Annotated in this window: 29 protein-coding genes and 1 pseudogene; 13 read left to right on the forward strand and 17 right to left on the reverse strand. The window is 71.7% G+C overall.

The features are described 5' to 3' along the window. Positions 1 to 61 precede the first annotated feature (61 nt). The gene (locus ABFX51_RS00855) at positions 62 to 1,027 is read right to left on the reverse strand and encodes a zinc-binding dehydrogenase (protein WP_091512634.1); all 966 of its coding nucleotides are present in this window, start codon (positions 1,025 to 1,027) and stop codon (positions 62 to 64) included. 42 nt (positions 1,028 to 1,069) lie between these two features. On the opposite strand from ABFX51_RS00855, the gene ABFX51_RS00860 reads away from it, so the two are divergent. The 5 genes from ABFX51_RS00860 to ABFX51_RS00880 all read left to right on the forward strand — a co-directional run bounded on the left by ABFX51_RS00860 (position 1,070) and on the right by ABFX51_RS00880 (position 4,665). Further along, entirely contained in the window at positions 1,070 to 1,270 is a 201-nt protein-coding gene (locus ABFX51_RS00860) for a hypothetical protein (RefSeq protein ID WP_091512707.1), read from the forward strand. Between the two features lie 52 nt (positions 1,271 to 1,322). Further along, positions 1,323 to 1,709, forward strand: a complete 387-nt coding sequence (locus ABFX51_RS00865; RefSeq protein WP_091512710.1) for a guanyl-specific ribonuclease — start codon at positions 1,323 to 1,325, stop codon at positions 1,707 to 1,709. Between the two features lie 6 nt (positions 1,710 to 1,715). After that, positions 1,716 to 2,078 (forward strand): barstar family protein, encoded by a 363-nt coding sequence (locus ABFX51_RS00870; RefSeq protein ID WP_091512635.1) that lies wholly within the window; start codon positions 1,716 to 1,718, stop codon positions 2,076 to 2,078. 309 nt (positions 2,079 to 2,387) lie between these two features. Next, a complete protein-coding gene (locus ABFX51_RS00875) occupies positions 2,388 to 3,785 on the forward strand; it encodes an MFS transporter (protein WP_346051423.1) in 1,398 nt (465 codons plus the stop codon). 67 nt (positions 3,786 to 3,852) lie between these two features. Next, complete coding sequence (locus ABFX51_RS00880) at positions 3,853 to 4,665, forward strand: SAM-dependent methyltransferase (RefSeq protein ID WP_346051425.1); 813 nt, start codon at positions 3,853 to 3,855, stop codon at positions 4,663 to 4,665. 15 nt (positions 4,666 to 4,680) lie between these two features. Here the strand turns inward: ABFX51_RS00880 and ABFX51_RS00885 are convergent, their stop codons facing one another. The 15 genes from ABFX51_RS00885 to ABFX51_RS39555 all read right to left on the reverse strand — a co-directional run bounded on the left by ABFX51_RS00885 (position 4,681) and on the right by ABFX51_RS39555 (position 17,629). Beyond that, the gene (locus ABFX51_RS00885) at positions 4,681 to 5,895 is read right to left on the reverse strand and encodes a DUF6545 domain-containing protein (RefSeq protein WP_346051427.1); all 1,215 of its coding nucleotides are present in this window, start codon (positions 5,893 to 5,895) and stop codon (positions 4,681 to 4,683) included. 15 nt (positions 5,896 to 5,910) lie between these two features. Then, a complete protein-coding gene (locus ABFX51_RS00890; protein ID WP_346051429.1) occupies positions 5,911 to 6,459 on the reverse strand; it encodes a hypothetical protein in 549 nt (182 codons plus the stop codon). Then, entirely contained in the window at positions 6,459 to 7,115 is a 657-nt protein-coding gene (locus ABFX51_RS00895; protein WP_346051431.1) for a hypothetical protein, read from the reverse strand. The genes ABFX51_RS00890 and ABFX51_RS00895 overlap by 1 nt, the downstream gene beginning before the upstream one ends. Positions 7,116 to 7,191: 76 nt before the next feature. After that, the gene (locus ABFX51_RS00900; protein ID WP_346051433.1) at positions 7,192 to 7,965 is read right to left on the reverse strand and encodes an enoyl-CoA hydratase family protein; all 774 of its coding nucleotides are present in this window, start codon (positions 7,963 to 7,965) and stop codon (positions 7,192 to 7,194) included. Positions 7,966 to 8,018: 53 nt separating this feature from the next. After that, positions 8,019 to 8,849 (reverse strand): TIGR03854 family LLM class F420-dependent oxidoreductase, encoded by an 831-nt coding sequence (locus tag ABFX51_RS00905; protein WP_346051435.1) that lies wholly within the window; start codon positions 8,847 to 8,849, stop codon positions 8,019 to 8,021. After that, a complete protein-coding gene (locus tag ABFX51_RS00910; protein ID WP_346051437.1) occupies positions 8,846 to 9,547 on the reverse strand; it encodes a sirohydrochlorin chelatase in 702 nt (233 codons plus the stop codon). Before ABFX51_RS00910 ends, ABFX51_RS00905 begins: the two co-directional genes overlap by 4 nt. After that, on the reverse strand, positions 9,544 to 10,419 hold the full coding sequence (locus ABFX51_RS00915; RefSeq protein WP_091512652.1) for an ABC transporter permease: 876 nt from the start codon (positions 10,417 to 10,419) through the stop codon (positions 9,544 to 9,546). Before ABFX51_RS00915 ends, ABFX51_RS00910 begins: the two co-directional genes overlap by 4 nt. Further along, positions 10,406 to 11,203, reverse strand: coding sequence for an ABC transporter ATP-binding protein (locus ABFX51_RS00920; RefSeq protein ID WP_346051439.1), 798 nt, complete (start codon positions 11,201 to 11,203; stop codon positions 10,406 to 10,408). The genes ABFX51_RS00915 and ABFX51_RS00920 overlap by 14 nt, the downstream gene beginning before the upstream one ends. A 25-nt stretch (positions 11,204 to 11,228) precedes the next feature. Then, positions 11,229 to 12,278: an ABC transporter substrate-binding protein gene (locus ABFX51_RS00925; RefSeq protein WP_346051466.1), complete on the reverse strand. Its 1,050-nt coding sequence runs from the start codon at positions 12,276 to 12,278 to the stop codon at positions 11,229 to 11,231. Positions 12,279 to 12,305: 27 nt separating this feature from the next. Continuing rightward, positions 12,306 to 13,607 (reverse strand): sulfate adenylyltransferase subunit 1, encoded by a 1,302-nt coding sequence (locus tag ABFX51_RS00930; protein ID WP_346051441.1) that lies wholly within the window; start codon positions 13,605 to 13,607, stop codon positions 12,306 to 12,308. Further along, positions 13,607 to 14,530 (reverse strand): sulfate adenylyltransferase subunit CysD, encoded by a 924-nt coding sequence (gene cysD, locus ABFX51_RS00935; protein ID WP_346051443.1) that lies wholly within the window; start codon positions 14,528 to 14,530, stop codon positions 13,607 to 13,609. Before cysD ends, ABFX51_RS00930 begins: the two co-directional genes overlap by 1 nt. Positions 14,531 to 14,757: 227 nt before the next feature. Further along, on the reverse strand, positions 14,758 to 15,462 hold the full coding sequence (locus ABFX51_RS00940; protein ID WP_091512662.1) for a phosphoadenylyl-sulfate reductase: 705 nt from the start codon (positions 15,460 to 15,462) through the stop codon (positions 14,758 to 14,760). After that, positions 15,459 to 15,614, reverse strand: coding sequence for an Insertion element protein (locus tag ABFX51_RS00945; RefSeq protein WP_091512665.1), 156 nt, complete (start codon positions 15,612 to 15,614; stop codon positions 15,459 to 15,461). The genes ABFX51_RS00940 and ABFX51_RS00945 overlap by 4 nt, the downstream gene beginning before the upstream one ends. Beyond that, positions 15,611 to 17,308, reverse strand: a complete 1,698-nt coding sequence (locus ABFX51_RS00950) for a nitrite/sulfite reductase (protein WP_346051446.1) — start codon at positions 17,306 to 17,308, stop codon at positions 15,611 to 15,613. The genes ABFX51_RS00945 and ABFX51_RS00950 overlap by 4 nt, the downstream gene beginning before the upstream one ends. A gap of 120 nt (positions 17,309 to 17,428) precedes the next feature. Further along, complete coding sequence (locus ABFX51_RS39555) at positions 17,429 to 17,629, reverse strand: putative leader peptide (RefSeq protein ID WP_428832426.1); 201 nt, start codon at positions 17,627 to 17,629, stop codon at positions 17,429 to 17,431. Here ABFX51_RS39555 and hemW point away from each other — a divergent pair. The 4 genes from hemW to ABFX51_RS00970 all read left to right on the forward strand — a co-directional run bounded on the left by hemW (position 17,591) and on the right by ABFX51_RS00970 (position 20,895). Beyond that, positions 17,591 to 18,739, forward strand: coding sequence for a radical SAM family heme chaperone HemW (hemW, locus tag ABFX51_RS00955; protein ID WP_346051448.1), 1,149 nt, complete (start codon positions 17,591 to 17,593; stop codon positions 18,737 to 18,739). The genes ABFX51_RS39555 and hemW overlap by 39 nt on opposite strands. A gap of 55 nt (positions 18,740 to 18,794) precedes the next feature. Beyond that, positions 18,795 to 19,289 carry a SigE family RNA polymerase sigma factor gene (locus ABFX51_RS00960; RefSeq protein WP_091512717.1) on the forward strand — a complete coding sequence of 165 codons (495 nt, stop codon included), beginning with the start codon at positions 18,795 to 18,797 and terminating at the stop codon, positions 19,287 to 19,289. Then, complete coding sequence (locus ABFX51_RS00965) at positions 19,289 to 20,164, forward strand: hypothetical protein (protein WP_091512671.1); 876 nt, start codon at positions 19,289 to 19,291, stop codon at positions 20,162 to 20,164. The genes ABFX51_RS00960 and ABFX51_RS00965 overlap by 1 nt, the downstream gene beginning before the upstream one ends. A 101-nt stretch (positions 20,165 to 20,265) precedes the next feature. Then, on the forward strand, positions 20,266 to 20,895 hold the full coding sequence (locus tag ABFX51_RS00970; RefSeq protein ID WP_346051450.1) for an SAVMC3_10250 family protein: 630 nt from the start codon (positions 20,266 to 20,268) through the stop codon (positions 20,893 to 20,895). On the opposite strand, the gene ABFX51_RS00975 is transcribed toward ABFX51_RS00970, so the two are convergent. Then, entirely contained in the window at positions 20,892 to 21,470 is a 579-nt protein-coding gene (locus ABFX51_RS00975) for a LysR substrate-binding domain-containing protein (protein WP_346051452.1), read from the reverse strand. The genes ABFX51_RS00970 and ABFX51_RS00975 overlap by 4 nt on opposite strands. A gap of 34 nt (positions 21,471 to 21,504) precedes the next feature. Here ABFX51_RS00975 and ABFX51_RS00980 point away from each other — a divergent pair. From ABFX51_RS00980 to ABFX51_RS00995, 4 genes and pseudogenes are all read left to right on the forward strand, one after another. Then, positions 21,505 to 21,969: pseudogene (locus ABFX51_RS00980) on the forward strand (AAA family ATPase); the annotation flags it as partial. Then, positions 21,966 to 23,051, forward strand: a complete 1,086-nt coding sequence (locus ABFX51_RS00985; protein WP_346051454.1) for a vWA domain-containing protein — start codon at positions 21,966 to 21,968, stop codon at positions 23,049 to 23,051. The pseudogene ABFX51_RS00980 and the gene ABFX51_RS00985, both read left to right, overlap by 4 nt. A gap of 70 nt (positions 23,052 to 23,121) precedes the next feature. Beyond that, positions 23,122 to 23,868: an ABC transporter ATP-binding protein gene (locus ABFX51_RS00990; protein ID WP_091512676.1), complete on the forward strand. Its 747-nt coding sequence runs from the start codon at positions 23,122 to 23,124 to the stop codon at positions 23,866 to 23,868. After that, a complete protein-coding gene (locus ABFX51_RS00995; RefSeq protein ID WP_346051456.1) occupies positions 23,868 to 25,670 on the forward strand; it encodes an FtsX-like permease family protein in 1,803 nt (600 codons plus the stop codon). The genes ABFX51_RS00990 and ABFX51_RS00995 overlap by 1 nt, the downstream gene beginning before the upstream one ends. Positions 25,671 to 26,007: the final 337 nt, after the last annotated feature.

A 26,007-nucleotide genomic window follows, 5' to 3' on the forward strand; every position in this document is an offset into this window, starting at 1 on the left:
GAAGCGGTGTCGGGGTGGTGTCGGAGTGTGTCTGCGCAGCTCAGCGGCCGAATCGGGCGTGTTAACGAGTGAAAACGATTTTGCCGGCGGTGTCCCCTTCGAGCATCGCGCGGAAGCCCTGCTCCGCGTCGGTCAGGGGGAGCTCGGTGCCGATCTGCGGCTTGATCCCGGCCAGGTCGACGTACTCCAGCAGGTTCTGCAGCTCGTCGCGGGTGCCCATGGTGGACCCGACGACGCGCAGCTGCAGGAAGAACACCCGCTGCAGGTCGGCGCTGGGGTCGGGGCCGCTGGTCGAGCCGGACACCACGACGACGCCACCCGGCTTCAGCGACTTCAGCGAGTGGCCCCAGGTCGCCTTGCCGACGGTCTCGAACACCGCGTCCACGCGCTCGGGCAGCCGCGCACCGCTCTCGAAGGTCGCGTGCGCACCCAGCCGCTCGGCCAGCGCCCGCTTCTCCTCGGTCCGCCCGGTCACCCAGACGCGCATCCCGGCGGCGCGGCCCAGCTGCACCAGCGCGGTGGACACGCCGCCCGACGCGCCCTGCACGAGCATGGTCTGCCCGGGGCGCAGGCCCGACTTGACGAACAGCATCCGGTACGCCGTCAGCCACGCGGTGCCCATGATCGCGGCCTCGGAGAACGACATGTTCTTCGGCTTCGGCACGGCGTTGCGGGCGGGCACGACCACGTAGTCGGCGAAGGTGCCCTGGTACTTCTCCGTGAGGAGGGTGCGCTTCGGGTCGAGAGTGTCGTCGCCCTGCCAGCCGGGCGCGTTGACGACCGAGTGCAGCACCACCTCGGTGCCGTCGTCCAGCACGCCGGCGCCGTCGCAGCCGACGATCATCGGGAACTGCTCGGCCTTGATGCCCACGCCGCGCAACGTCCAGATGTCGTGCATGTTCAGGCTCGCGGCCCGCACCGCGACCCTGACCCAGCCCTCGGGCACCTCGGGCTCGGGCCGCTCGCCCACGACGAGTGCGTCCAGCGGGTTGTCGTAGTTGGCTTCGTTGGCATACACGGCGAACATGGGTGCAAACTACCGCGCCGGCACCCCGCGTAGGCTGTGACCGTGTTCGCAGGACTGGCAGGCTGGTGGGACAACGCCGAGCTGTGGCTCGCGCAGTTGTGGTTCCCCTTGCAGTTCCTGCTGGTCATCGCCGTGCTCGGGCCGCTGTGCCTCGGCGCGGCCTGGCTGATCGACCGGATCGTGGACCGCGTGGCGGCGTGGCTGCGGCCGTCCAGGGACGAGGACTGCGAACCCCGCGCCTGAGGTTGCGGCACCACTCCGCGACTCGGGTCAAGCCGTCATTAGAGTGGCGCGGGTGTCTAGCAGAAGGCGGATCACGGTCGCGCTGGTCGGGCTGCTCGTGCTCGTCCTGGGTGGCTGGCTGATCAGGGATCTCGGCAGCGATACCGGGCCGGGAACGTCCACGACGGCGTTGTCCGCACTGCCGCCCGAGGCCGCGCAGACGTGGCGGCTCATCCAGCGCGGCGGGCCCTTCCCGTACCCCCGTAACGACGGCGTGGTGTTCGAGAACCGGGAGAAACGCCTGCCGCAGCACCAGAGCGGTTACTACCATGAGTACACGGTGCCGACGCCGGGCAGCGCGGACCGGGGCCCAAGACGCCTGATCACCGGCGGGTCGCACGAGCTGTACTACACCGGTGATCATTACGCGTCCTTCGTCGTCGTCGATCCCTCGAAATAGAAGGCCATGGAGCACCTCAGCATCAAGACCATCACCGACCGCGCGCGGGCGCGGGGCGCCTACCTGCACGCGATGGCGGGCCACCCGGCGGACAAGCTGTCCACACTGGACGCGATCGCCGAGGCGCTGTCGTTCCCGGACTGGTTCGGCCGCAACCTCGACGCCCTGTACGACTGCCTCACCGACCTGTCCTGGCTGCCCAGCGGAGAGCACGTGCTCGTGTGGAGCGGTTCGGACGCCCTCAAGCAGGCCGACCCGCGCGGGTACCTGGCGATCCGCAGCGTGCTGTCGGACGCCGAGCGGGCCCTGGCCCCGGCCGGCGGACGGCCCGACAGCCGCCGCCTCACCCTCGCCCTCGCCGACGACTGAAGCGCAGGACCGCGGGATGGCGTTGCGAGAACAGAACTCACCCTCAAAATTCACTGTAGTTGATTTGCTTGGCCGATTGACTTAGAGTCGGCTCTCAAATTCACCCCAGAACACCGGTGTGCCCTGAGCGGGATTCGTCCTGACGGAGTTCGGATCCGTTTTGTCCTGCTCGGGCACCGGACTTCGACGCAGCCGGCCTTCGGTGGAAGAAGAAGCGCAAGCACGGCACTTCTGAGGTGGAGGAATCTCGTGGGGACTCGCGGAGCGGGTAATTCATTCTCCCTTTCGGAGTGGACGGGCATCGGGGCGGTGACGCTGCTCTGCGCCATCGGCTTCATGGACATGATCGACGCCGTCATCGTCAACGTGGCGATGCCGGCGATCCAGCACCGGTTCGGCCTCCCGCAGCAGAGCCTGCAGTGGGTGGTGTCCGGCTACCTGCTGACCTACGGCGGCGGGATGCTCCTGGGCGGGCGCGCGGCAGACCTGGTGGGGCGATGGCCGGTCCTGGTGGTCGGCGTGACCGTGTTCGCCGCCGCGTCCCTGATCGGCGGGCTCGCCCCCACCCCGGAGGTGCTCATCGGTGCCCGGGTCGTGCAGGGGGCCGGGGCGGCGGCGATGATGCCTGCGGCGTTGTCGCTGGTCATGACCAGTTTCGGGACCGACCGGGTGCGGGCGGTCGGGATCTGGAGCGGCACCCTCGGCCTGGCCACGACGGCCGGGGTCCTGCTCGGTGGTGTCCTGACCGAGGTGTTCGGGTGGCGCTCGGTGCTGCTGATCAACCCGATCGTCTGCGTGGTGATCCTCGCCGGCGTCTTCCGGTTGCTGCCCGACGATCGGCGCCGCGCGACGTGGCGGACCGTCGACGTCGCCGGTGCCGTCTCCAGCACGGGGGGACTGGGGCTGCTGATCTGGGCCGTGGTCGAGGCGCCCCACGCGGGCTGGGGGGCGCTGAGCACGGTTGTCCGCCTGGCGGGTGCGGCGGTTCTCCTGGTCGTGTTCGTGTGGAACGAACGCCGTTGCGAACGGCGCGGCGGGAAGCCGCTGGTCCCGTTGTCCATCGTCCGGGTCCGGGGGCTCGTCGCCGCCAACGCGACCCAGGCCGTGGCGATCGGGGGCCTGTACGGCATGTTCTTCTTCGTCACTTTGTACATGCAGAACGTGCTGGGATACTCGGCGCTGCAAACGGGGCTCGCATATTTGCCCGCCACGTCGGGCGTCGTACTCGGAGCCGGGGTCGCGACCAAATTCCTGATCCCGCGGGCCGGAACCCTTCCCGTGATCGTGGGTGGTTTGGTGGTCGCCGCGGGCGGTGTGTGGTGGCTGTCCCTCCTGCCGGTGCACGGGAGCTACCCCAGCGACATCCTCCCCGGCCTGCTCGGGTTTTCGCTGGGGCTGGGGCTCGTTTTCGTGGCCGTGATGAACGCGGCCACGGCGGAGGTCACGCCCGAACGTTCAGGACTCGCGTCGGCGTTGGTGCAGATCTCCACGCAGGTGGGCGGCGCGATCGGGATCGCGGTGCTGATCGCCTTCGCCGCGGCGCACACGACCGGTCTGCTCGCCGCCGGGGTGCCCGTGTCCGGTGCGCTGACGGGTGGATTCCGTCTCGCCCTGCGGGTGAGCAGCATCGCCGTTCTCGTCGCGGCGGTCCTGGGCCTGCGCACCGTCAACACCCGCGACACCACTTCCGGCATGATGGGCGGATGACAGCTGAGGACGGGAGAGCGGGCGCCGCTCCACGCCTCGCCCGCTTCGGCTGAGAGGACGTGAACCGATGGCTGCACACGAAGTTCCTGCCGGGCCGTCGCGGACCCGGGCATCCGCGGCCGGGGTGTACGACTGGTGCCTGGGCGGCCGGCACCACCTGGACTGCGACGCCGAGGCGGGAATCGAGGCCCTGCGGCGACTCCCCACGGCGACGCTGACCGCACGCTACAACCGGGAGTTCCTGCGGCGGGTCGTGCGGTGGATGGTCGAGCAGGGGATCCGCCAGTTCCTCGACCTGGGCTCGGGCTATCCGACCGTCGGGAACGTGCACGAGATCGCCCAGGACCACGCGCGCGACGCCCGTGTCGTCTACGTCGACCTCGACCCGGACACCGTCGCGGTCAGCACCCGCCTGCTCGCGGACAACCCGCAGGCCGTGTGCATACAGGGCGACGTGTGCGACCCGGACGCCGTGCTGCGGCACGAGGAGGTGCGGCGCCTGCTGGACTTCTCCCAGCCGGCGGGGCTGCTGATGATCTCGGTGCTGCCGTTCGTGCCCGGCGACGCCGGGCCGGTGGTCCGCCACTACAAGTCGGCCCTGGCGCCGGGCAGCTACCTGGCGATCAGCCACGTGACCCCACCCGAGGACGACCGGGCGCGGGAGCAGCAGGCCGCACTCGCCGCCTCCTACAACAAGACCGTGGAGACGCCCGCCCGGCTGCGCACGCGGGAGGAGATCCTCGCACTGTTCGCCCGCACCGAGCTCGTGCCGCCCGGGCTGGGGCGCGCCACGGACTGGCACCCGGCGCCGGGTCACCGGACCGAACGCGACGATCAGGCCGCCGCGGTCCTGCTCGGCGGCGTGGCCCGCATCCCCTGACGGGCCAGGGCGCCCTCAGCTCATCGACGAGGCATGTGCGCGTTCGGACAGATCGCGCACCAGACGGCGATGCGGGTCGGGCCACAGGCGGGCGTACCAGCGCCCCATCCCCGTCAACCTCGCGACGTGCAGCAGAGTGCGGACCTGCACCCGCTGGGTCGCGGGTCGCTCGCTGGTGCGCTGACCGACCCTTCGTGCGGACGCGGCGGCGGCCACCGGGTGGACGATCCCGGCGGCGCGCCCTCGCAGCCCGGCCTCGATGGTCACCGCCGTGCTGATGGCCTCGGCCGTCTCCGCGTCCAGCCGGCGGTGCTCGGCGAACTCCTCGACCCAGGCGCGGATGTCAGGGTGCGCGTGCACGCGCACCTGGTAGATCCAGTCGCTGATCTCGATCAGGTAGCGCTGCAGCCGGAGGCTGGGCGGTGCGCTGCGGATACCGAGTACGAGCCCGGGGTGGACGACCCGCAACGCGCTCCACAGCGGCTTCAAGCGCCACAAGGACCAGGTCTCCCAGATCTCGGCGGCCTTCTTCGCGCAGACGAACCACACCGCGCCGACCATCATCACCCCTACGCACGTCGAGGCCAGCAGGTCGACGAGCGCGGGGTGGTCGAGGAAGGCCTCTGCGTGGTAGGCGGCGGCCACCGCACGCGCGATGCCCCAGGCGGACCACAGCAGCCCCAGGGCTCCTCCAGCCATCTCCAGCCAGAGGCTGATGACGACCTGTCGGGCTGGGCGCGCGGTCTGGAGATAACGCACGATGACGACCGCGAATTCGACGATCGCGGCGACGATGTACAGGTTGTACACGAGGGAGAACAGGACAGCGCGCCAGTCCCGCCCGTAGACGCCGATGAAGTCCACGACGCTGGTCGGGCGGATGGCGGCCAGGAGCGCCCCCATCGCGGCTCCCGACACCAGCAGCAACACCGGGTGCCGCAGGGTTCGCCGGGGCGCGACGCCGGGCTCGGCCAGCGCGAAGGAGAGCATCGACAGCACACACCAGGGCGCGGCGAGGGACGACCACGTGCCCGCGAGGAAGACCAGTTGCGGGACCGGCGCGGGCAGTTCGTCGGCCAGCTGGAGGGTGAGCTGGGACGAGAGGGCGGCCGCCAGCGTGCCGACGAGGAAGACCGCCAGGAAGTAGGAGTGGGAACCGCCACGCCAGCCGCGGTGACGGGCGACGCCCGCCGCCGCGAGTGCGGCGAAGAACAGCAGCCACCCGGTCACAGCGCCGACTCCTGATCAGCCGCGGCGGTCGTTGCCGAAGAGCTCGTGCAACGTGTCGCGGGAGCCGGAGGGGGCTGCCAGCAGCTGCCCGCCGAGCTGGCCGATCTCCGCGGTGAGCACCGAACCGAAAAGCTCGGCCTGCCACTCCGGCAGGGATTCGAAGCTGGTCCGTTTCCGCACTTCGATCCGGCCGGTGAAAGCCAGGTCGCCGGGCAGCAGCTCTTCGAGGACGCGGCGTTCTTCGTGTGAAACGTCGTCGCCGTGGTGGTCGAAGTACAGGTGAGCGCCTTCATGGGCGGCGAACTGGGCGTCCTGGGCCGGCGAGACGCCGTGGCTCAACACCATGTAGTCGTTTCGCGCGTCGCTGAGCAGGAGGCACACGGGAGTAGCGGTATCCGCGGGCAGCCGCACCTTGACGATCGGGCGGCCGCGGAATGCGCTCAAGGCCTGGAGCCAGGATTCCACCGAATCCGGCCGCTCTCCACCGGTGATGCGGTAGATGCCCGCGCGGCATTTCGTCACGAATTCCGAGTCGTCACCGTCGCTCGTTCTTCGGCGGTACATCACTCTTCCTCCCCGCGAGCGGGTGGACGGAACTCCGGAACGGGCGGTACCGCTCCTGGGCCCGGGTTACGCCGGTCCGGCGTTCCGCCGTCGAAGACCTCGACGTCGTACCCCTCGTCCCGCAGTTCGTCCAGGTTCCCGCGGGCGGCGGCGAACCGTTCCAGCTCGGGCAGCACCGCTCGCAGGCTCTCTTCGTCCAGCTGGTTGACCAGACGGCCGGCGCGGAGGCAGAGCACGTCCTGGGGGCGGGAGAAGAGGTTGGCGAGCTCCTCGTCGTCCAGGCCGTGGCTGTGCTTGAGCATCCGCTTCAGGATGTTCTCGTTCTGCCAGGGATGGGAACTGGAGAAGACGTTGATGTCGGTCTCGCCGAAGAAGTGCTGGTTGAGCCGCTCCAGAATGCCGGTCGACACGCTGTCGTAGGGCTGCTTGCCCGTGATCATCTTGCTGATGTAGGCGGCGGTCACGTCGATAGCCGCCGCCAGTTCGCGTTGGCGCGGTTTACCCCGTTGCGCATTGCGCCGGGCGAGAGCCTCCGGGTCGAGCAGGATCGCCGGGTCCTCGTCGGGCGACAATTTGTGGCTCAGCAGCCACTTGAGCTTGTCCGTGAACGTCCTGGGTGTTCCCTCGCTGGTGCCAGGCGCCTGGTCCTGCGTCATGGATCTCCCTGGCTGTTGCCGGCGCCACATTCGCTGAGCCGCGTCAACTAAAGCACAATTCCAGCAGGCTGGGAAACTACTCCGCCGGTACCCAGTTCGGTTTGCGCTTCTGCGCGAAGGCGATGATGCCCTCCTGACCTTCCTCGCTCGCGAAGAAGCGGGCGGACAGGGCGTTCATCGCCTGGAAGCCGGCGGATGGGGTCGGGGGCTTCGGGCTCGCGAGGAGTTCCTTCGTCGCCGCCAGGGCGTTCGGGCCGCCGAGGGTGAGGGCGCGGACGTAGCGATCGGTCTCGTCGTCGAGTTTCTCCGCGTCCACCGCGGCCGTGATGAGGCCGATCTCCGCGGCACGCGCCGCGTCGAAGACCTCGCCCGTGAGGAACAGTTCCTGTGCGGCGCGTGGCGCGATGCGGGGCAGCACCACCAGCGAGATCACGGCGGGCACGACGCCGATGCGGACCTCGGAGAACGCGAACGTCGCCTCCTTCGCGGCGACCACGATGTCCGCGGCCGCGACCATGCCGACCCCGCCCGCCCGCGCGGGCCCGGCCAGCTTCGCCACGACCGGCTTCGGGCTGTTCCAGATCTGCTCGAGGATCTCCGGGAACTCGTTCACGCCCTGGTTGGTCGCGTCGGCGCCGCGGGCCTCCTTGAGGTCCATCCCGGCGCAGAACACGGGCCCGGTGTGCGTGAGCACGACGACCCGCACGCCGGCGTCGTCGCGGGCCTTGGCGAGTGCGGCACGCAGCTCGCGGCGCAGCTGGGCGGACAGGGCGTTGCGGTTGTGCGGCGAGTCCAGCGTGATCGTCGCGGCACCACTGGCCACCGAGTAGTGGACGAGTTCGTCAGCCATGACCCACACCTTGCCACGTCCGCGCCCGCAGAACTGTTGCCCCGGCCACAGTGTCAGTTCTGGCGGGGCAGCAGCTCCCTGGTGAAGGCGTCCAGGAACTCGTCAAACGGCTGCGGGCCGCGGTGGTACACGACGAACTTCGTCAGCCCCGCTTCGAGGTAGCCGTCCAGGAGGCGGTGCAGCTCGGGCCAGCTCGACGGGACCACGGAGGACACGTCGGCGTCCGGACGGCGTTCGCGCGCGGCCGCGGCCAGGTCCGCCGGGACGCCGCCCTCCGCGAGCAGCACGCTCATCCCGTAGTGGTCCGGCTCGATCTCCCGGCCCGCCTCGGCCGCCGCGGACGCGATCGCCTCGCGGGCGCTGCGCGCGTCCGACGGGGGCAGGAAACTGCCCAGCCAGCCGTCGCCGTAGCGGCCGATCCGCTCGAACGCCGCCGGGACCGCGCCACCCAGCCAGAGGTCCATCCGCGGCACGGGGCCGAACGACTCGTCCGCCAGCGCCGCCCGCAGCTGCCGCAACGCCTCGTCGAACGCTGCCGCACGAGGGCCGGACACGGGGAACAGGTCGCGTTCCCGTGGCCGCGCCGGGCGGAGGCCGAACACCGGCAGCGCGCGTTTCGGCGCCAGCGCGGCCAGCGACGCCAGTTGCTTGGCCACCAGCACCGGCTGCCGTCCGGGCAGCACCGCCACCGACGTGCCCACCTTCAGCCGCCGTGTCCGGGCCAATGCGTGGGCCATCCCGATGAACGGGTCCACCGCGGGCGAGTACACGTGCTCCGACAGCCACAGCGAGTCGATCCCGGCCGCCTCCAGGCGGTCGACGATTCCCGGCAGCTCGGCGGTGGGCGTCTCCGCGCCCAGACCGACCCCGAACCGGATCTTCACGCGGCCTGCTCCACAGCGGCAGAGTAGCGCGCGAGCACGAGCTCACCGATCCGCGGATCCGGCGCCAGCGAGTCCGCCAGCACGACCGAAGGCGAGAACTCGCGCGCCAGCCGCGCGATGCGGTCCGGCAGCAGCCCCGGCGCCAGGAACCACGACGCCACGGCGAACCGGCGCGCGCCCTGGGCACGCAAGCGCGCCATCGCGGCGGGCACGTCGGGCTTCGCCGCGCTCGCGAACGCGGGCGCGACACGCATGCCGTACCGCGCGTTCCACCGCCGCGCCAGCCGCGCGACCGCCTCGTTCGCCGGGGCGTGTGACGAACCCACCGCGGCCAGCACGACGCCCAGCGAAGGGTCGTCCACCGACACGCCCGTGGCCGCCAGCCGGTCGAGCGCGACCGCCTCCAGCACCGGGTCCACGCCCAGCACGTCCGCGATGGACACCCGCAGCCGCGGCACCTCCCGCACGAGCGCGGGCAGGTCCACCCTGGCGTGGTACGCGCGGCCCAGCAGCAACGGCACGACCACGGCGGACCGGTGCCCCTCGGCGGACAGCGAGCGGAGCACGTCGGTCACCAACGGCTCCGAAAGGTCCAAAAAGGACACGCGCGCGCCGATCGGCTCGACCAGTGCGCGGATGGTCGCGGCAGAGCGGGGATCCCGGCTGCCGTGGGCGACCACCACCAGCGGAGCGGTCACCGCACCGACCCGCTGAGCCCGCGCGCCCGCAGCACCGACCGCTCCAGCGGGCGGAACACCAGCAGCTCGATCCCCACGCCCACCAGCAGGATCAACACGATCGCCGAGATCACCGTCGGCATGTCCGACAGCGTGCGCCCGTCGTCGAGGTACGCGCCCAGTCCCTTGCCCAGCAACGGCGAGACGGCGATGATCTCCGCCGCCATCAGCGACCGCCACGAGAACGCCCAGCCCTGCTTGAGCCCGGCGAGGTAGCCGGGCAGCGCGGCGGGCAGCAGGATGTGCCACGACGCCTGCAGCCGTCCCGCGCCCAGCACCTTGCCCACACGCGGCAGGATCGGCGGGATCTGGTCGATCCCGGCCACCAGGCCGTTGGCGATCGACGGCACGCTGCCCAGCAGCAGCACGGCATACATCGCCGTGGGGGTCACACCGAACCACAGGATCGCGGCGGGCACCCACGCGACCGACGGCAGGCTCTGCAGCCCGGACAGGAACGGCCCGATCGCCGACCGCACGACCCGGACCTTCGCCACGAGCAGCCCGAGCGGGGTCGCGATCACGATCGCGACGAGGAACCCGAGCACCGCGCGGTGCACCGACGTCCACACGAAGCCGAACGCCTGCGCGTCGGCGATCCGCGCCCACAGCTCGTCCCACACCGCGAGCGGGGCGGGGAGCTGGTACTCGGGCCAGAACGCGGCGGCCCACAGCGCCTGCCAGATCCCGATCGCGACCGCGAGGAACGCGACCGGCGGCAGCACGGCCCACAGGATCCGCCGCACGCGGCCGGGGCCGGTCTCCTGCGGCGGGGTGTCGAGCGCGTCGAGCCCCGCTTCGACGGCCGCGTCGAGGTCGTCAAGCCGTGGCATGACTGGAGATCACCTCGCGCAGCCGCTGGTTGATCACGGCCGTGGCCTCGGCCTCCTCGACGCCGGAGAGGTCGCCGACCTGCCACTCCTGCACGACCCGCCCCGGCCGGGACGACAGCAGCACCACGCGCTGCCCCAGCCGGACGGCCTCGCGCACGTCGTGGGTCACGAACAGCACCGCGGTGCCCGTCGACCGCCACACCCGCAGCAGCTCACCCTGCAGCACGTCGCGGGTGATCGCGTCGAGCGCGGAGAACGGCTCGTCCATCAGCAGCAGCGCGGGCCGCGAGCCGTCGGTCGTGTGCAACGCCGAAGCCAGCGCCCGCGCGAGCGCGACACGCTGCCGCATGCCGCCGGACAGCTCGTGCGGCCGCTTGCCGCCGACACCGTTCAGCCGGACCAGTTCCAGCAGCTCGCCGGTGCGGTTCCGGCGCTCGCCGCGGGGGAGCCCGGCCAGCCGCAACGGCAGCTCGACGTTCGCCGCCGCCGTCAGCCACGGCATCAACGCGGCCTCCTGGAACATCACGGCCGGGCGCGAGCTGTTCAGCTCCAGCTCACCCGCCGACGGCCGGTCCAGGCCCGCGACGAGGTTCAGCAGCGTGGTCTTGCCGCAGCCGGACGCGCCGAGCAGGCAGACGAACTCGCCGGGCGCGACGTCGAAGTCGACACCCGCCAGTGCCGGCACCGCGCCGGTGCCCTGGCCGAAGGTCTTGTGCACCCCGGAAAGGCGCACGGCGTACTCCGTGGCGGGCCGCGTAGCCGCGTTCTCGAGCGTGGCGGTCATCTCCTTCGCCTGCCTTTCTCGGTCGTCACTTCTGGTCGAGGCCCGCGGCGCTGACCGTCGGCTTGCCCGCCGCGGTGAGCACGGCGTTGAGCGGGGTGAGGTCGAAGAAGCCGTTGAGCTTCGGCGCGCTCTTGGCGATGCCCGCCGTCACCTGGTCCTGCGCCAGCTGCGGGAAGCGGGACGCGAGCGGGTCGGTGGTCAGCTCGATGTTCGCGAACGAGCGGTCGAGCACCGCCTGCGACAGCGCCGAGCCGGTCAGGGACTTCAGCTGGCGGTTGACCGCCGCCTTCGCCTCGTTCGGGTCGCTCGCCGCGAGGTTGTTCGCGTCGAGGACCGCCTTGAGCACGGCCTGCACGGTCTGCGGGTGCTCGTTGAGGAACTGCGTGCGCACCACGACCACCGTGGTCGGGAACCGGCCGTCGGGCCACAGGGACTTCTCGTCGACGAGGACCTTCGCACCCGCGTCGGCGACCAGGCGCGAGGACCACGGCTCCGGCAGCCACGCGCCCGCGATGGCGTTCTTGCGGAACTGGTCGAGCGTCACGGAGTTGTCGGAGTTCTGGATGTTGACGCCGGTCAGCTTCTGGTCGGCGATCCACTTCTTGAGCGCGACGTCCTGCGTGTTGCCCGCCTGCGGGTCGGCGACGAGCTTGCCCTGCAGGTCCTGCGGGGTGTTGATCTCCGGCTTGACGACGAGCTGCGCGCCGCCCGAGGTCGCCCCCGAGATCAGCCGGACGGTGTTGCCGTCGGACTTGGCGAACGCGTTGATCGCCGGTCCCGAGCCGATGAACCCGATGTCGAGCGAGCCGCCGAGCAGCGCGGACACCTCGTCGGGGCCCGCGTTGAACTTCGTCGGCGTGATCTTGGTGCCCGCGCCCAGCTCCTGCGTGAAGTAGCCCTTGTCGAGCCCGATCAACGCCGACGCGTGCGTGACGTTGGGGAAGTAGCCGAGCCGCACCTCGGTGGCGGGGGTGCCGCCGGTGCTCGCGGCCGGTGCGGAACTGTCGCTCCGGTCGGCGCGGGAACACGCGGTCGCGACCGCCAGCACGGACAGCGTCACGGCGAGGACACGCACGATTTTCACGGGCAGGGCCTTTCGGGGTCAGGGGCCGGGGGAGACCACGTCACGATCGGAGCGGAGCACCGGCAGCGGTGCGCCGACCAGACCGGCCGCCAGCGTGGTGCCGTCGCCCGCGTCGATCACCAGGAACGACCCGGTGCGGCGGTTGACGGCGTAGTCGTCGACGGGCAGCGGCTCGGCCGTGCGGATGCGCACCTGGCCGATCTCGTTGAGCTGCAACGTCTCGGGGGATTCCACAGTGGACAGCTTCTGCTCGTCGAAGCGCGTGGACAGCTCCTCGACGAAGGCCTGCACGGTCCGGGTGCCGTGCTTGACCAGCACGCGCGCGCCGGGGCGCAGGGGCTTTTCGGACAGCCAGGCCAGCGTCGCGCCCAGCTCGTCGGTGGGCACGGGCGCCTCGCCCGCGGCGGCGATGACGTCCCCGCGGGAGATGTCGAGGTCGTCCGCCAGCAGCAGGGTGACGCTCTTGCCCGCGGCGGCCTCTTCGAGTTCGCCGTCGGCGGTGTCGATGCGCTCCACCGTGGTGCGCAGGCCCGCGGGCAGCACCACGACCTCGTCGCCGCGCCGCACGGTGCCCGCCGCGACCTGCCCGGCGTAGCCCCGGTAGTCGGGGTGCTCGGGCGTGCGCGGGCGGATCACGTACTGGACTGGGAAGCGGAACGCGACGTCGTGCGGGTCGGGCGCGACGGGCACGGTCTCCAGGTGCTCCAGCAACGTCGGGCCGGAGTACCACGGCGTGTGCGCCGAGCGCTCCACCACGTTGTCGCCCACCAGCGCGGACACCGGGATCGCCAGCACGGAACCCTCGGCGTAGCCCAGTGTCGTGGCGTGGTCGGTGAACTCCTTGGCGATGACGGTGAACGTCTCCTCGTCGTAGTCGACCAGGTCGATCTTGTTCACCGCCAGCACCAGGCGCGGCACGCCCAGCAGCGCGAGCACGGCGGCGTGGCGGCGGGTCTGCTCGATCACGCCCTTGCGCGCGTCCACCAGCAGGATCGCCAGCTGCGCCGTGGACGCGCCGGTGACCGTGTTGCGGGTGTACTGCACGTGCCCCGGCGTGTCGGCGAGCACGAAGGTGCGCTTGGGCGTGGCGAAGTAGCGGTACGCCACGTCGATCGTGATGCCCTGCTCACGCTCGGAGCGCAGCCCGTCCACGAGCAGCGAAAGGTCCGGAGTGGACAGTCCACGGTCGACACTGGCGCGGGTGACCGCGTCGAGCTGGTCGGCCAGCACGGACTTGGTGTCGTAGAGCAGGCGGCCCACCAGGGTGGACTTGCCGTCGTCGACGCTGCCTGCCGTGGCCAGGCGCAGCAAGCTGCTCATCAGAAGTAGCCCTCCCGCTTGCGGTCCTCCATGGCGGCCTCGGAGAGCCGGTCGTCGGCGCGGGTCGCGCCACGCTCGGTGAGCCTGCTCGCGAGCACCTCGGCGATGACCTCTTCCACCGTCGTGGCGGTGGATTCGACCGCGCCGGTGCACGAACCGTCACCGACCGTGCGGTACCGCACGCTCAGCTCCCGGACCTCCTCGCCCTCGCGGGGACCGCCCCACGGGCCTTCGGTGAGCCACATGCCGTCCCGCCGGTAGACCGGGCGACGGTGCGCGTAGTAGATCGAGGGCAGCTCGACCCGCTCGCGGGCGATGTAGTGCCACACGTCGGCTTCGGTCCAGTTGGACAGCGGGAACACGCGCACATGTTCCCCCGGACGGTGCCTGCCGTTGTACAGGTTCCACAGTTCGGGACGCTGGCGGCGCGGGTCCCACTGGCCGAAGGCGTTGCGCAGGCTGAAGATCCGCTCCTTCGCCCGGGCACGCTCTTCGTCGCGGCGGCCGCCGCCGAACACGGCGTCGAACTTGTGCCCGGCGATGGTGTCCAGCAGCGGCTGCGTCTGCAGCGGGTTGCGGGTGCCGTCGGGACGCTCGGTGAGACGCCCGTCGTCGATCCAGTCCTGCACCCTCGCCACGATCAGCCGCAGGCCGTGCTTTTCGACGATCCGGTCACGGAAGTCGATGACCTCGTCGAAGTTGTGGCCGGTGTCGACGTGCAGCAGCGGGAACGGGACGGGGGCGGGCCAGAACGCCTTGATCGCCAGGTGCAGCAGCAGCGTGGAGTCCTTGCCGCCGGAGAACAGGATCACCGGCCGGTCGAACTCGCCGGCGACCTCGCGGAAGATGTGGATGGCCTCGGACTCCAGCGCCGCGAGGTGGTCGGTGGCGGCGTCCGTTGCGGGGATTTCGAGAGTGGTCACGAGTTCCTCCGGGTTTGTGCGGCCGTCAGCTGGCGCCACCGCGGGTTCTCAGGGGTCTTCTCGCGAGGACAGCGCCGACGTGGTGAAAGGCGCAGTCGCGGAGCGTCCATGAGGGGTGGTGGTTGGGCTGGCGGGTGGGAATTCATGAGGAGGCGATCCCGGAGTGAGAAGGCGCCTGAGGTTCCGCTACTCGCGCCGCTGAGCAAGCCATGTGGGATCTCCATTCCTCAGCCGTGCAGGCCGCACTCGGTCTTGGACTTGCCGGCCCAGCGGCCGCTGCGCGGGTCCGCTCCTGGGGCGACCTTCGCGGTGCAGGGCGCGCAGCCGATGGACAGGTAGCCCTCCGACACCAGCGGGTTCTCCAGGATCCCGTGCTCCTCGATGTACGCCCGGAACTCCTCGTCGGTCCACGGGGCGATCGGGTTGACCTTCACCAGGCCGTTGCGGTCGTCCCACGTGACGATCGGGGTGTTGGCGCGCGTCGGGGCGTCCACGCGGCGGACGCCGGTGACCCACGCCGAGTAGTTCGACAACGTCTTGCGCAGCGGCACCACCTTGCGCAGGAAGCAGCACTGGTTCGGGTCGCGCTCGTGCAGCTTCGGCCCGTACTCGGCGTCCTGCTCGGCGACCGACTGCTCCGCCTGCGCGTTGACGATCCGCACGTCCGGGTACACCGTCGCCACGGCGTCACGCGTGCCGATCGTCTCGGCGAAGTGGTAACCAGTCTCCAGGAACAAAACGTCCACATCGGACTTGACCCGGGTGGCCAGGTCGATCAGCACCGCGTCCTGCATGTTCGAGGCAACGATGAAGTCGTCCCCGAAGGTTCCCACGGTCCATTCCAGCGCCTCGAGTGCGGTCGCGTCCGCGAGTTCCTCGGATGCCTTGTGCGCCAACGCTTTCAGATCTTCTTCGGAGGTGACCGCGGTCATTTCGCTCCCTGCCCTAACCGGATTCCCAGGAAATTCACAGTGAAGACACGCCTGCAAGCGCCACACAGCCAGGCCCGGTCGGCGTCCTCGGCGGGCCGGAGGTCCTCGTCCCCGCAGTACGGGCAGTAGAACGGCGTGGCGCGCTCGCTCATCGCAGGTCCGCTTCGTCGGCCCGCGCGACCCACTGCGCGAACCGCTCACCCTCGCCGCGCTGGGCGTGGTAGTTGCGCACGACCCGCTCGACGTAGGAGATCAGCTCGTCACCGGTGACCTTGTGCCCGCGCAGTTTCCGGCCGAACCCGGCGTCCAGGCCCAGCCCGCCGCCCAGGTGCACCTGGAAACCCTCGACCTGGTTGCCGTCGTCGTCGGTGACGATCTGGCCCTTGAGCCCGATGTCGGCGGTCTGAATGCGGGCGCAGGAGTTGGGGCAGCCGTTGATGTGCACGCTGACCGGGTCGGCCACGTCGGCCTGGATGTCGGCGAGCCGCTCTTCCAGCGCCGCCACCAGTTCCTTCGCACGCACCTTCGTTTCGACGATGGCGAGCTTGCAGAACTCGATCCCGGTGCAGGCCATGACGCCGCGCCGCCACGGGCTCGGCTCGGTCGGCAGGCCCAGCTCGGCCAGCTCCGCCTGCAGGCCCGCGACCTCGGCCTCGGGCACGTCCAGCACGACCAGCTTCTGCAGCGGCGTCAGCCGGACCCGGCCCGAACCCGCCCGCTCGGCGGCCTTCGCGACCGCGATCAGCAGGGAACCGGACACGCGGCCCGCGATCGGCGCCGCACCCACGTAGTAGTTGCCGTCCTTCTGCCGGTGGACGCCCACGTGGTCGTGCTGCACCGCCGGCACCTCGGGCGCGGGCCCGTCGGCCAGCTTGCGGTGCAGGTACTCGTCCTCCAGCACCTGGCGGAACTTTTCCGCACCCCAGTCCTTGACCAGGAACTTCAGCCGTGCCCGCGACCGCAGCCGCCGGTAGCCGTAGTCGCGGAAGACCGAGACGACGCCCTCCCACACGTCGGGCACCTCGTCACGCGACACCCACGCGCCGAGCCGCTGCCCGATCATCGGGTTGGTGGACAGCCCGCCGCCGACCCAGACGTCGAAACCGGGGCCGTGCTCGGGGTGGACCACGCCGACGAACGCGACGTCGTGGATCTCGTGCGCCACGTCCGGCAGCCCCGACACCGCGGTCTTGAACTTGCGCGGCAGGTTCGCGTACTCGGGTTTGCCCAGGTAGCGGCGCTTGATCTCGTCGATCGCGGGGGTGGCGTCGAGCACCTCGTCCTCGGCGATGCCCGCCAGCGGCGAGCCGAGGATCACGCGCGGGCTGTCGCCGCACGCGGTCATCGTGGTCAGGCCGGCGGCTTCCAGCTTCTCCCAGATCGTCGGCACGTCCTCGATCCGGATCCAGTGGTACTGCACGTTCTGCCGGTCGGTGATGTCCGCGGTGTCGCGCGCGTAGGTCTGCGACAGCTCGCCGATCAACGCGAGCTGCTCGGTGGTCAGGACGCCGCCGTCGACGCGGACGCGCAGCATGAAGTACTCGTCGTCCAGCTCCTCCGGTTCGAGCGTGGCCGTGCGGCCGCCGTCGATCCCGGGCCTGCGCTGGGTGTAGAGCCCGTACCAGCGGAACCGGCCCCGCAGGTCACCAGGGTCGATCGAGTCGAACCCACCCGCGGCGTAGATGTTCTCGATGCGCGCGCGGACGTTGAGCGGGTGGTCGTCCTTCTTCGAGCGCTCGTTCGGGTTCAGCGGCTCGCGGTAGCCGAGCGCCCACTGGCCCTCTCCGCGCCGCTGCTTGGCACGCGGGGCACGGGCGGGGGGAGTTTCGCGCGTCGGCGAAGCCATGAGGAGTCCTCCGGGGATCGGAGGCACCGGCGCACACGGGCCCCCTGTTCCGGAATACGGGAGGGGTGGCGGCGGCCGGCGCCCGCTGTCCAGAATTCGTGGTGGGAACGGGGAGCGGCGTCAGCAGAACGGACGGCACAGTGCGCTGGCGACACGCCGGAGGTCGACGTGGCGGCGCGCCACGAGGAGAACACCGGCATAAGTCACGTCTTCAGCGTGCCACGCGCCCAAGGAGTGGTCCAGAGCCGTCCGCATGGTGGGAGCGGCATCACGCTCCTTGACATGGGGGACACTGGAGGGGTGTTCGGCGTCTACGTCCATGTCCCCTTCTGCGCGACCCGCTGCGGGTACTGCGATTTCAACACCTACACGGCGGGCGAGCTGGGTTCCGCCGCGTCGCCCGCGTCCTGGCTGGAGGGCCTGAAGCGGGAGCTGGAGCTGGGGGTGCGGCAGCTGGGCCCGCGGCCGGCCGAAACCGTCTTCGTGGGCGGCGGCACGCCGTCGCTGCTCGGCGCCGACGGGCTGGCCGCTGTGCTGGACGCCGTGCGCGGCAGTTTCGGGCTCGCGCCGGAGGCCGAGGTGACCACCGAGTCCAACCCCGAGTCCACGTCACCGGAGTTCTTCGAGGGCATCCGCGAGGCCGGGTACACGCGGGTGTCGCTGGGCATGCAGTCCGCGGCGCGGCACGTGCTCAGGGTGCTGGACCGCGTGCACACGCCGGGCCGTCCCGTGGCGGCGGCGAAGGAGGCGCGGGCGGCCGGGTTCGAGCACGTGAACCTCGACGTGATCTACGGCACGCCCGGCGAGCGGGTGGAGGACCTCCAGGCGTCGCTGGACGCCGTGCTGTCGGCTGGCGTGGACCACGTGTCGGCGTACTCGCTGATCGTCGAGGACGGCACGGCGATGGCGCGGCGGGTGCGGCGCGGCGAGCTGCCGATGCCCGACGAGGACGTGCTGGCCGAGTACTACGAGCTGATCGACGCGAAGCTGTCGGCGGCCGGGCTGACCTGGTACGAGGTGTCGAACTGGGCCGCGTCCGAGGACGCGCGCTGCCGGCACAACCTGGGGTACTGGCGCGGCGGCGACTGGTGGGGCGCCGGGCCGGGCGCGCACAGCCACGTCGGCGGCGTGCGCTGGTGGAACGTCAAGCACCCCGCGCGGTACGCGGCGCTGCTGGCCGAGGGCAAGTCGCCGGAGGCCGGGCGCGAGGAGCTGACCGACACCGACCGGCACCTGGAGCGGATCATGCTGGAGCTGCGGCTGGCCGAGGGCCTGCCGCTCGACGCGCTCGACGCCGACGGCAGGCGCGAGTCCGTGGGTGCCGCGGCGGAGGGGCTGCTGGACGCGGCCGCGCTGGGCGCGGGCAGGGCGGTGCTGACCGACCGGGGCCGCCTGCTCGCCGACGCCGTGGTGCGGCGGCTGGCCGCCTGAGATTTTTTTCGCGCCCGGGTGCAACCGGGAGCCGCGGTGCCGGCATCTGGTGTATGTGCACTTCGAGGACTTCGCCCGGGAACAGCTACCCGGGCTGGTGCGGTTCGCGGCCGTGCTGACCGGCGACCGCGAGCTGGCGCAGGACGTCGTGCAGGACGCGCTCGTCCGCGCCCACCAGCGCTGGCGGCGGGTGGTGGCGACCGACCGGCCCGACCTCTACCTGCGCAAGATGGTCGTCAACGGCTACCTGTCGTGGCGGCGGCGCTGGTACCAGCGCGCGGTCTGGTCGACGGCCGAGGTCGCCGAGCTGCGGGAGGGCTCCTTCCCGGACCCTGCGGTCCGGGTGGCCGACTCCGACCAGCTCGCGGGGCTGCTGGCCGGGCTGAGCCGGGCCCAGCAGGCCGCGATCGTGCTGCGGTTCTACGAGGACCGGGACGACGACGAAATCGCCGCAGTGCTCGGCTGTGCCGTCGGCACGGTGCGCAGTCACATCTCGCGCGGCCTTGCCGTGCTGCGCGGGCGGATCAACACCGACATGGAGGTGGCGTGATGACGGAACCGCGGTTGAGCGGCGCATTGCGGGCCCGCGAACCGCTGGCCCCCGATCCCGAAACGGTGCTCGCCGGTGCCAGGAAGCGGATCCGGCGCCGGCGGACGGTGAGCCTGACGGCGGCCGTGCTGGTGACCGTGGGCGGGCTCGGTGCGGCAGGGGCCGTCGTGCTGAACCAGCCGTCCGACGAGACGCGGTTGCCGGTCGCCGCGCCCGCGGCGGGCGAGGAGCAGGTGACCGTGCCGGAGCTGCCGTTCACGTTCTCCGCGCCGGGCTTCAAGCTGGCGAACTGGCAGCTCTCCAACGCCGGTGGGCGGATGTCGGCGGAGTACCACGGGAGCGCCACCGTGCTCGTGGGCGTCGACAACAGCGACCCCGGCAAGAAGTTCGGCGACCCGAAGCGCGTCACGGTCAACGGCAAGCCGGCGATCATGTCGACCGACGCGCCGATGGGTGGCCAGGTGTCGTGGCAGGTGGCGCCGGACAAGTGGATCTACGTGTGGGCCCGGAACCCGCTGGACTACGCGAAACACGTGTCGGAAACCCCCACTCGCCTGACGGCGCTGCTCCGCTCACTGCGGGTGCCGTCGTCGCTGCGGGTCGTCACGTGGGGGCACGCCGCGGGTGACGACATGCTCACGCTCTGCCCGCCGAAGGAGTCGTGGTACCCGCCGGCGGCCGAATGCGTGTCGGTGTGGCTGCCGGCGAACGAGACCGGCTACGACCCGAACACGGAGATCTACACGGACCAGGAGCGGGCGACCCTCGACAAGGTTTCCCGCAAGCTCGACAACGGGCGGACGGTGACGGTGTCGAGCCCGCACGCCGAGCACGGCGTGCTGACCGCCATCGCGTCCTCCGTGGTGCCGTCTTAGTTGCCGATCGGGAGGCGCGCGGTGCCTCCCGGTCCGGGATCGCCTCCTCGCGACCACCAGGTCGCGGGGAGGCGATGCTGTTTTCGGGGGATCATGGACGGATGCGCGATCTGGTGTACCTCTCCCAGGCGAAACTGACGCAGTTGCGCCCCACCCTCGGCGGCCGGGGCCGGTGGTCGCGGGACGTCGACGCCGAGGTGAAGACGCCGCTGGGCGGGCTGAAGGTGGGGCGCGCGGCCCAGCCGCCGGAGCCCCACGTCGAGGCCGTCGTCGCCAGGCTGGAGGCCGCGGAGCCGGGGCCGCTCTGGTACCCGGATCCGGCGGTACGGCCGGGGCGGTGGGTGCACTTCGAGGCGGAGCTGAGCTACGCCGAGGTGAGCGACAGCGTCGTGTTCCTCGCCGCCGGGGAGTCCCCGCGGCTGTTGCTGCACGGCTCGGCCGAGCACCTCGTCGGGCAGCCGCCGACGTCTCCCGGCAGGGGCGGCAACCTGCTCGCCTCGCACTGGTACCGGTTCCGGCAGCTCCTGGACGCGGAGCCGGACGAGATGCCCGGCCACTGGCCGGCCAGGGTGCTGAGCATGCTGGAGGAACTGCTGCAACCGCGGTTCACCGCGGAGTGGATGGCCGGGTACGCCCGTGTGACGGCGAAGTTCCCCGCCTCGGACGGGGGTCCGGAGCTGCTCGCCGCCTCGCCGCTGTACGTCGAGCGCGTGGCGCCGCCGGAGGGCTAACTCCAGATCGTCACGTAGACCGGGGGACGGAAGCGGGACGGGGGCACACCGGCGCCGGGCGAGCGCATCACCTGCATGGCCGCCGGGGTGCTCAGGAAGTGCCGCAGCGCGGCCGCCGCGGTCGAGAGCCGGTCCGCGGGCAGCGTGGTCAGGTGCCAGCACAGCGTCGTGGGCGTGCCCGGCGCCGGTACCACCGCCAGCTCACCCCGGCGCAGCTGCGGCGCGGCCAGGTGTTCGATCGCCACGGACACGCCCGCCCCGCTCGCCGCCGCCGACCACGCCGCCGTCTGGTTCGGGTACACGCTGATCTCGCTGTCCGGCACGCCCAGCCGCCGCAGCAGTTGTGCCGTTTCGCTCTCGGGATCGGCGCCGGACGGGCCGACGAGCCACGGCCACTTCGCCGGGTTGCCGCGGTAGCGCGCCCGCGGCGACGCGACCGCGACGAGCGAGCAGCGGAAGACCGGCGTGCTGTGGAGGCCGCTTTCCAGCAGCGGGCCGAGTGCCGCGTCGGCGAGCCTGCTGCCCAGCAGCACCGGCATCTCCGAGGTCAGCGCCTGCCCGGCGGAGGCGTCCACCGGCAGCCCCGACCGGGCACCGAACGCCTCCAGCGACGAGGTGGACCGCGCCGACGACGAGTTCGAGGCGTTCCTGCTCGAACTGCTCGCCGAGGCGGCGGTGACGATCCCCGAACTGGGCACGCGCCGGGCTGTCGTGCCGCCGATCCCGGTGCTGACGTCGAACCGCACGCGCGAGCTGCACGACGCGCTCAAGCGGCGCTGCCTGTACCAGTGGATCGCGCACCCCGACGCGGACCGCGTGGCCGCGATCATCCGGCTGCGCGTGCCGGAGGCGGAGGGCTGGCTCGCCGAGCGCGTGGCACGGTCCGTGCGGCGGCTGCGGGGCTTCGACCTGGCCAAACCGCCCGGTGTGGCGGAGGCGATCGACTGGGCGGCGGCGTTGCACGTGCTCGGGGTGCGTGAGCTGGACGAGGACGCGGTGCGGCACACGCTGAGTGCGGTGGTGAAGTACGAGGAGGACCGGGCGGTGGTCGAGGCGGGCGGGCGCTGGTGGTGAGCGACCTCGCCGTCCTCGCCGCACGCTTCGCGGAAGCGCTGCGCGGGCACGGTGTGGCCGTGGGCGCGGACCGTTCCGCCTGCTTCGCCCAGGCCCTCGTCGCGGTCGATCCCCAGCGCGCCGAGGAGGTCTACTGGTGCGCCCTCGCGACGCTGGTGTCCACTCCGGACGAGATCGCGGTACTGGACCACGTGTTCGACGTCGTGTTCGGCGGCGGCTTCGATCCCGCCGACTTCCGCGGTGACCATCCTGAAGGGACACTCACGGCGGGGGCGGTGACGGCTGGCGACGGTCAGGCGGGAGAGGAGCGCGAAGTCCGGCTGTCGACCGTCGGTAGCGCGGCGGAACGCTTGTCCTCAAGGGACTTCGCGGAGCTGACACCCGATGAGCTGGCGCTGCTGAGAGAGGCCATGCGGCGGTTGCGGATCGCCACGCCTGTCCGCCGGTCCCGGCGCAAACGCACGGCGGCCGGTGGTCGACGTGTCGACATGCGGGAGACCCTGCGGCAGGCGCGGCGGACCGGGGGCGAACCCGCGGTGCTGCGCCGGTGGGTCCCGCGGGAGAAGCCGAGGCGTCTCGTCGTGCTGTGCGACATCTCCGGCTCGATGGAGGCCCACGCCCGCGCGATGCTGCAACTGCTCGTGTGCGCGAACCTCGGCGCGAAGGCGGAGGTGTTCACGTTCGCCACCCGGCTCACGCGTCTCACGCGCGTACTCGCCCGCGACCCGGCGGAGGCGATGCGGCGGGCGGGGGAGGAGGCCCCGGACTGGTCCGGCGGCACCAGGATCGGCGCTGCGCTGCGTGAGTTCCTGGACACCTTCGGTGCGCGCGGGATGGCCCGCGGTGCTGTCGTGGTGATCGTCTCCGACGGCTGGGAAACCGGGGACCCCGCCCCGCTGGCGGCGCAGATGGCGCGCCTGTCGCGGCTGGCGTTCCGGGTGGTGTGGGTCAACCCGCGCACCGCGCAACCGGGGTACCGGCCGCTCGCCGGCGGGATGGCGGCGGTGTGGCCGTACTGCGACGCGGTGGTCGCGGCACACCGGCTCGATGCGCTGGACGACCTGCTCGCCGCGGTCGGGTAGGGGCAGCCCCACCGCGAACCGGGGTGCGCGCGGTCGTGTTCCCGGGGGCCGCGGCGGCTTGACTGGACGCATGACAATCCAGCTGCAACGGACCATGGCGGCCGAACTCCGCGACGTGACGCGCGAATACGGCGGCAAGCACGCCAGGGTGCGCGCGCTCGACGGCGTGAGCATCGCCTTCCCGCGGGGGTCGTGGACGGCCGTGATGGGTCCGTCCGGCTCCGGCAAGTCCACCCTGCTGCACTGCGCGGCGGGGCTGGAACAGGTGAGCAGCGGGCAGGTCCTGCTCGGCGAGCAGGACATCACCGCGGCCTCCGACTCCCAGCTGACCGCGCTGCGGCGCCGGGAGATCGGCTTCGTCTTCCAGAGCTTCAACCTCATCGGCTCGCTGACCGCCGAGCAGAACGTCGCGCTGCCGCTGAAACTGGCGCGGCAGCGGGTGTCCACAAAGGACGTCCGCGCGGTGCTGGCGAGCGTCGGGCTGGCCGAGCGGATGCGGCACCGGCCACGCGAGCTGTCCGGTGGCCAGCAGCAGCGCGTCGCCATCGCGCGGGCGATGGTGACGCGGCCCGCGGTGCTGTTCGCCGACGAGCCCACCGGCGCGCTGGACTCGAGGTCCGCGCGCACGGTGCTGGACCTGCTGCGCCACCTCGTCGACTCGGTGGGGCAGACGATCGTGATGGTCACGCACGACCCGGCCGCCGCGGCCCGCGCCGATTCGGTGGTGTTCCTGTCCGACGGTCGGATCGTGGACCGCCTCGTGCAGCCGTCCACCCGGCAGGTCGCGGACCGGCTCGCTTCGCTGGAGGGTGCCTGATGTTCGCGCTGTCCCTGTCCACGTTCCGCGAGCGCTGGCAGTTGTTCATCGGCGCGATCGTCACCGTCGTGCTGGGTGTCGCGCTCGTGCAGTCCTCGCTGCTGATCCTGCTGTCCGCGACCTCCTACGTCGAGGCGATCACGCTGCTGGGGATGACGCTGTTCCTCGCGGCGTTCCTCGCCGTGTTCATCGTGTCCTCCACGTTCGCGTTCACCATCGCGCAGCGGCGGCGCGACCTCGCGCTGTTGCGGCTGGTCGGTGGTGGCCGCGGTCAGCTGCGGCGGTTGCTGCTGTCGGAGGCGCTCCTGCTCGGGCTGGTCGGCACGGTGCTCGGCGTGCCGCTGGGGCTCGTGACGATGCGGGTGCAGTCGTGGCTGCTGACGGACCTCGGTTTCCTGCCGGATGCGTTCTCCCCGCAGTGGCGGGCCTGGATCGTGGCGGTGGCCGCGGGCGTCGGGATCGGCGTGTCCCAGCTCGGGGTGCTGGCCGCGTCACGCCGCGCCTCCCGGGTGCGGCCGCTGGAAGCGTTGCGGGAGACCGGGGCGGCCACGCGGGTGATGACCGGCCCGCGCTGGGCGGTCGGGCTGCTGTTCCTCGCCGGGGCGGTCGCGCTGGCGATCCTGTCGCAGCTCGGGGGGCCGGAGATGGCCATCCCGATGTCGATGAACGTCGCGCTGACCGCGGCGGTGGCGCTGAGCGCGCTCAGCCCGCTGGTGGTGCCGATGGCGGGGCGGTTGTTCGGGCTCGTCCTCGGGCGGACGCCGCTGGGCGGGCTGGCGCGGGCGAACCTGCGTGACGGTGTGCGCCGCAGCTCGTCCACGGCGGCGCCGCTGCTCGTGCTGGTGGCGCTCGTGGTCGGGATGTCGGCCTCGATGTCGACGCTCGCGGAGGCGGGGAAGCGCGAGCTGGCCGACGACGTCCGTGCCGACTTCGTGGTGTCGTCGACGGTGGGGCCGCTGCCCGCCGTGGCCTCCACGGAACACGTCGTGCCGGTCACGGTCGTCACGACCAGCGACGACGAGGAAGACCTGGATTCGGACTCGGCACTCGCCGTCGACGAGGCCGCCTACCAGCAGGTGCACCACCGCGGGCCGGTGAGCGGTTCGCTGGCGGACCTGCACGGGCTGGCGGTCGCCGGGCCGGGGCTGGAGCTGGGGGAGACGCTGCGGATGCGGATCGGGGGCACCGAGGTGCGGCCGCGGGTGGTGGCGGTGCTGCCGGAGAGCTACGGCGGGGGCGCGAGCTACCTGCTGCCGCGGGAACTGGTGCCGCCGCGGGCGCTGGCGCAGGCGCCGGTGCGGACGATCGTCCAGGTGCCGCCGGGGACCGATCCCGCCGTGGTCGAGGCCGCCCTGCCGCAGCCGGTGTCCACAGTGGAGGAATGGCGGGCGAGCGCGGCGTCGGAGCAGTACGCGACCAACAGGGGCATCATGCTCGTGCTCATGGGGCTGGCCGGGCTGTACTCGCTGGTGGCCGTGATCAACGCGGTGGTGATCGCCGCGGCCGAGCGGAAGTCCGAGTTCGCGGCGGCCAGGGTCACCGGGCTGGACCGGCGGCAGGTGGTGCGGATGGCGTTGCTGGAGGCGGAGATCGTCGCCGGGAGCGGGGTGCTGCTGGGGCTGCTGGCGGCCGCGGGCAGCGCGGCGGGCATCGGCGGTGCGGTGGGCCTGGTGTCGGTGCCGTGGGCGGTCATCGGCGTCGTCGCGGCAGGCGCGCTCCTGGTCGTCGGGGCGACCAGCGTGTGGACCACCCTGTCAGCGACGCGCACGGCGCCGGTGCGGCTGGTGGGGGCGCGGGAGTAGGCGCGGGTGGCCGGGCCGGACGTCTTGTCCGGCCCGGCCGTTTTCGCGTTGGTGGGGTTGGGGCGGGTTGGGAAGCGCCTGGTCCGGGCGCCTCGCGGTCACCCGGCCCTGGCCGCCCCGCTCGGCTGCCCGGCCGCTCGCGTTGCGCCCGGCCGGGCCACCCTTGCGGGGTCGCTCATCTAGTTGTGATGTCCAGGGACGTTGTCCCGGGTTGAGGTGACTGGTGACGGCCTGTCGTGCAGACAGGTGAAAGCCTCCGGATGTGAAGTGGAGCTGTCGGGGGAACCGCTTCACCGACTGGAGGCCTTCGTGTCCCACCCTAACGCCACCCTGACCC

Source organism: Amycolatopsis dongchuanensis, assembly GCF_039542405.1.
Taxonomy (GTDB): domain Bacteria; phylum Actinomycetota; class Actinomycetes; order Mycobacteriales; family Pseudonocardiaceae; genus Amycolatopsis_E; species Amycolatopsis_E sacchari.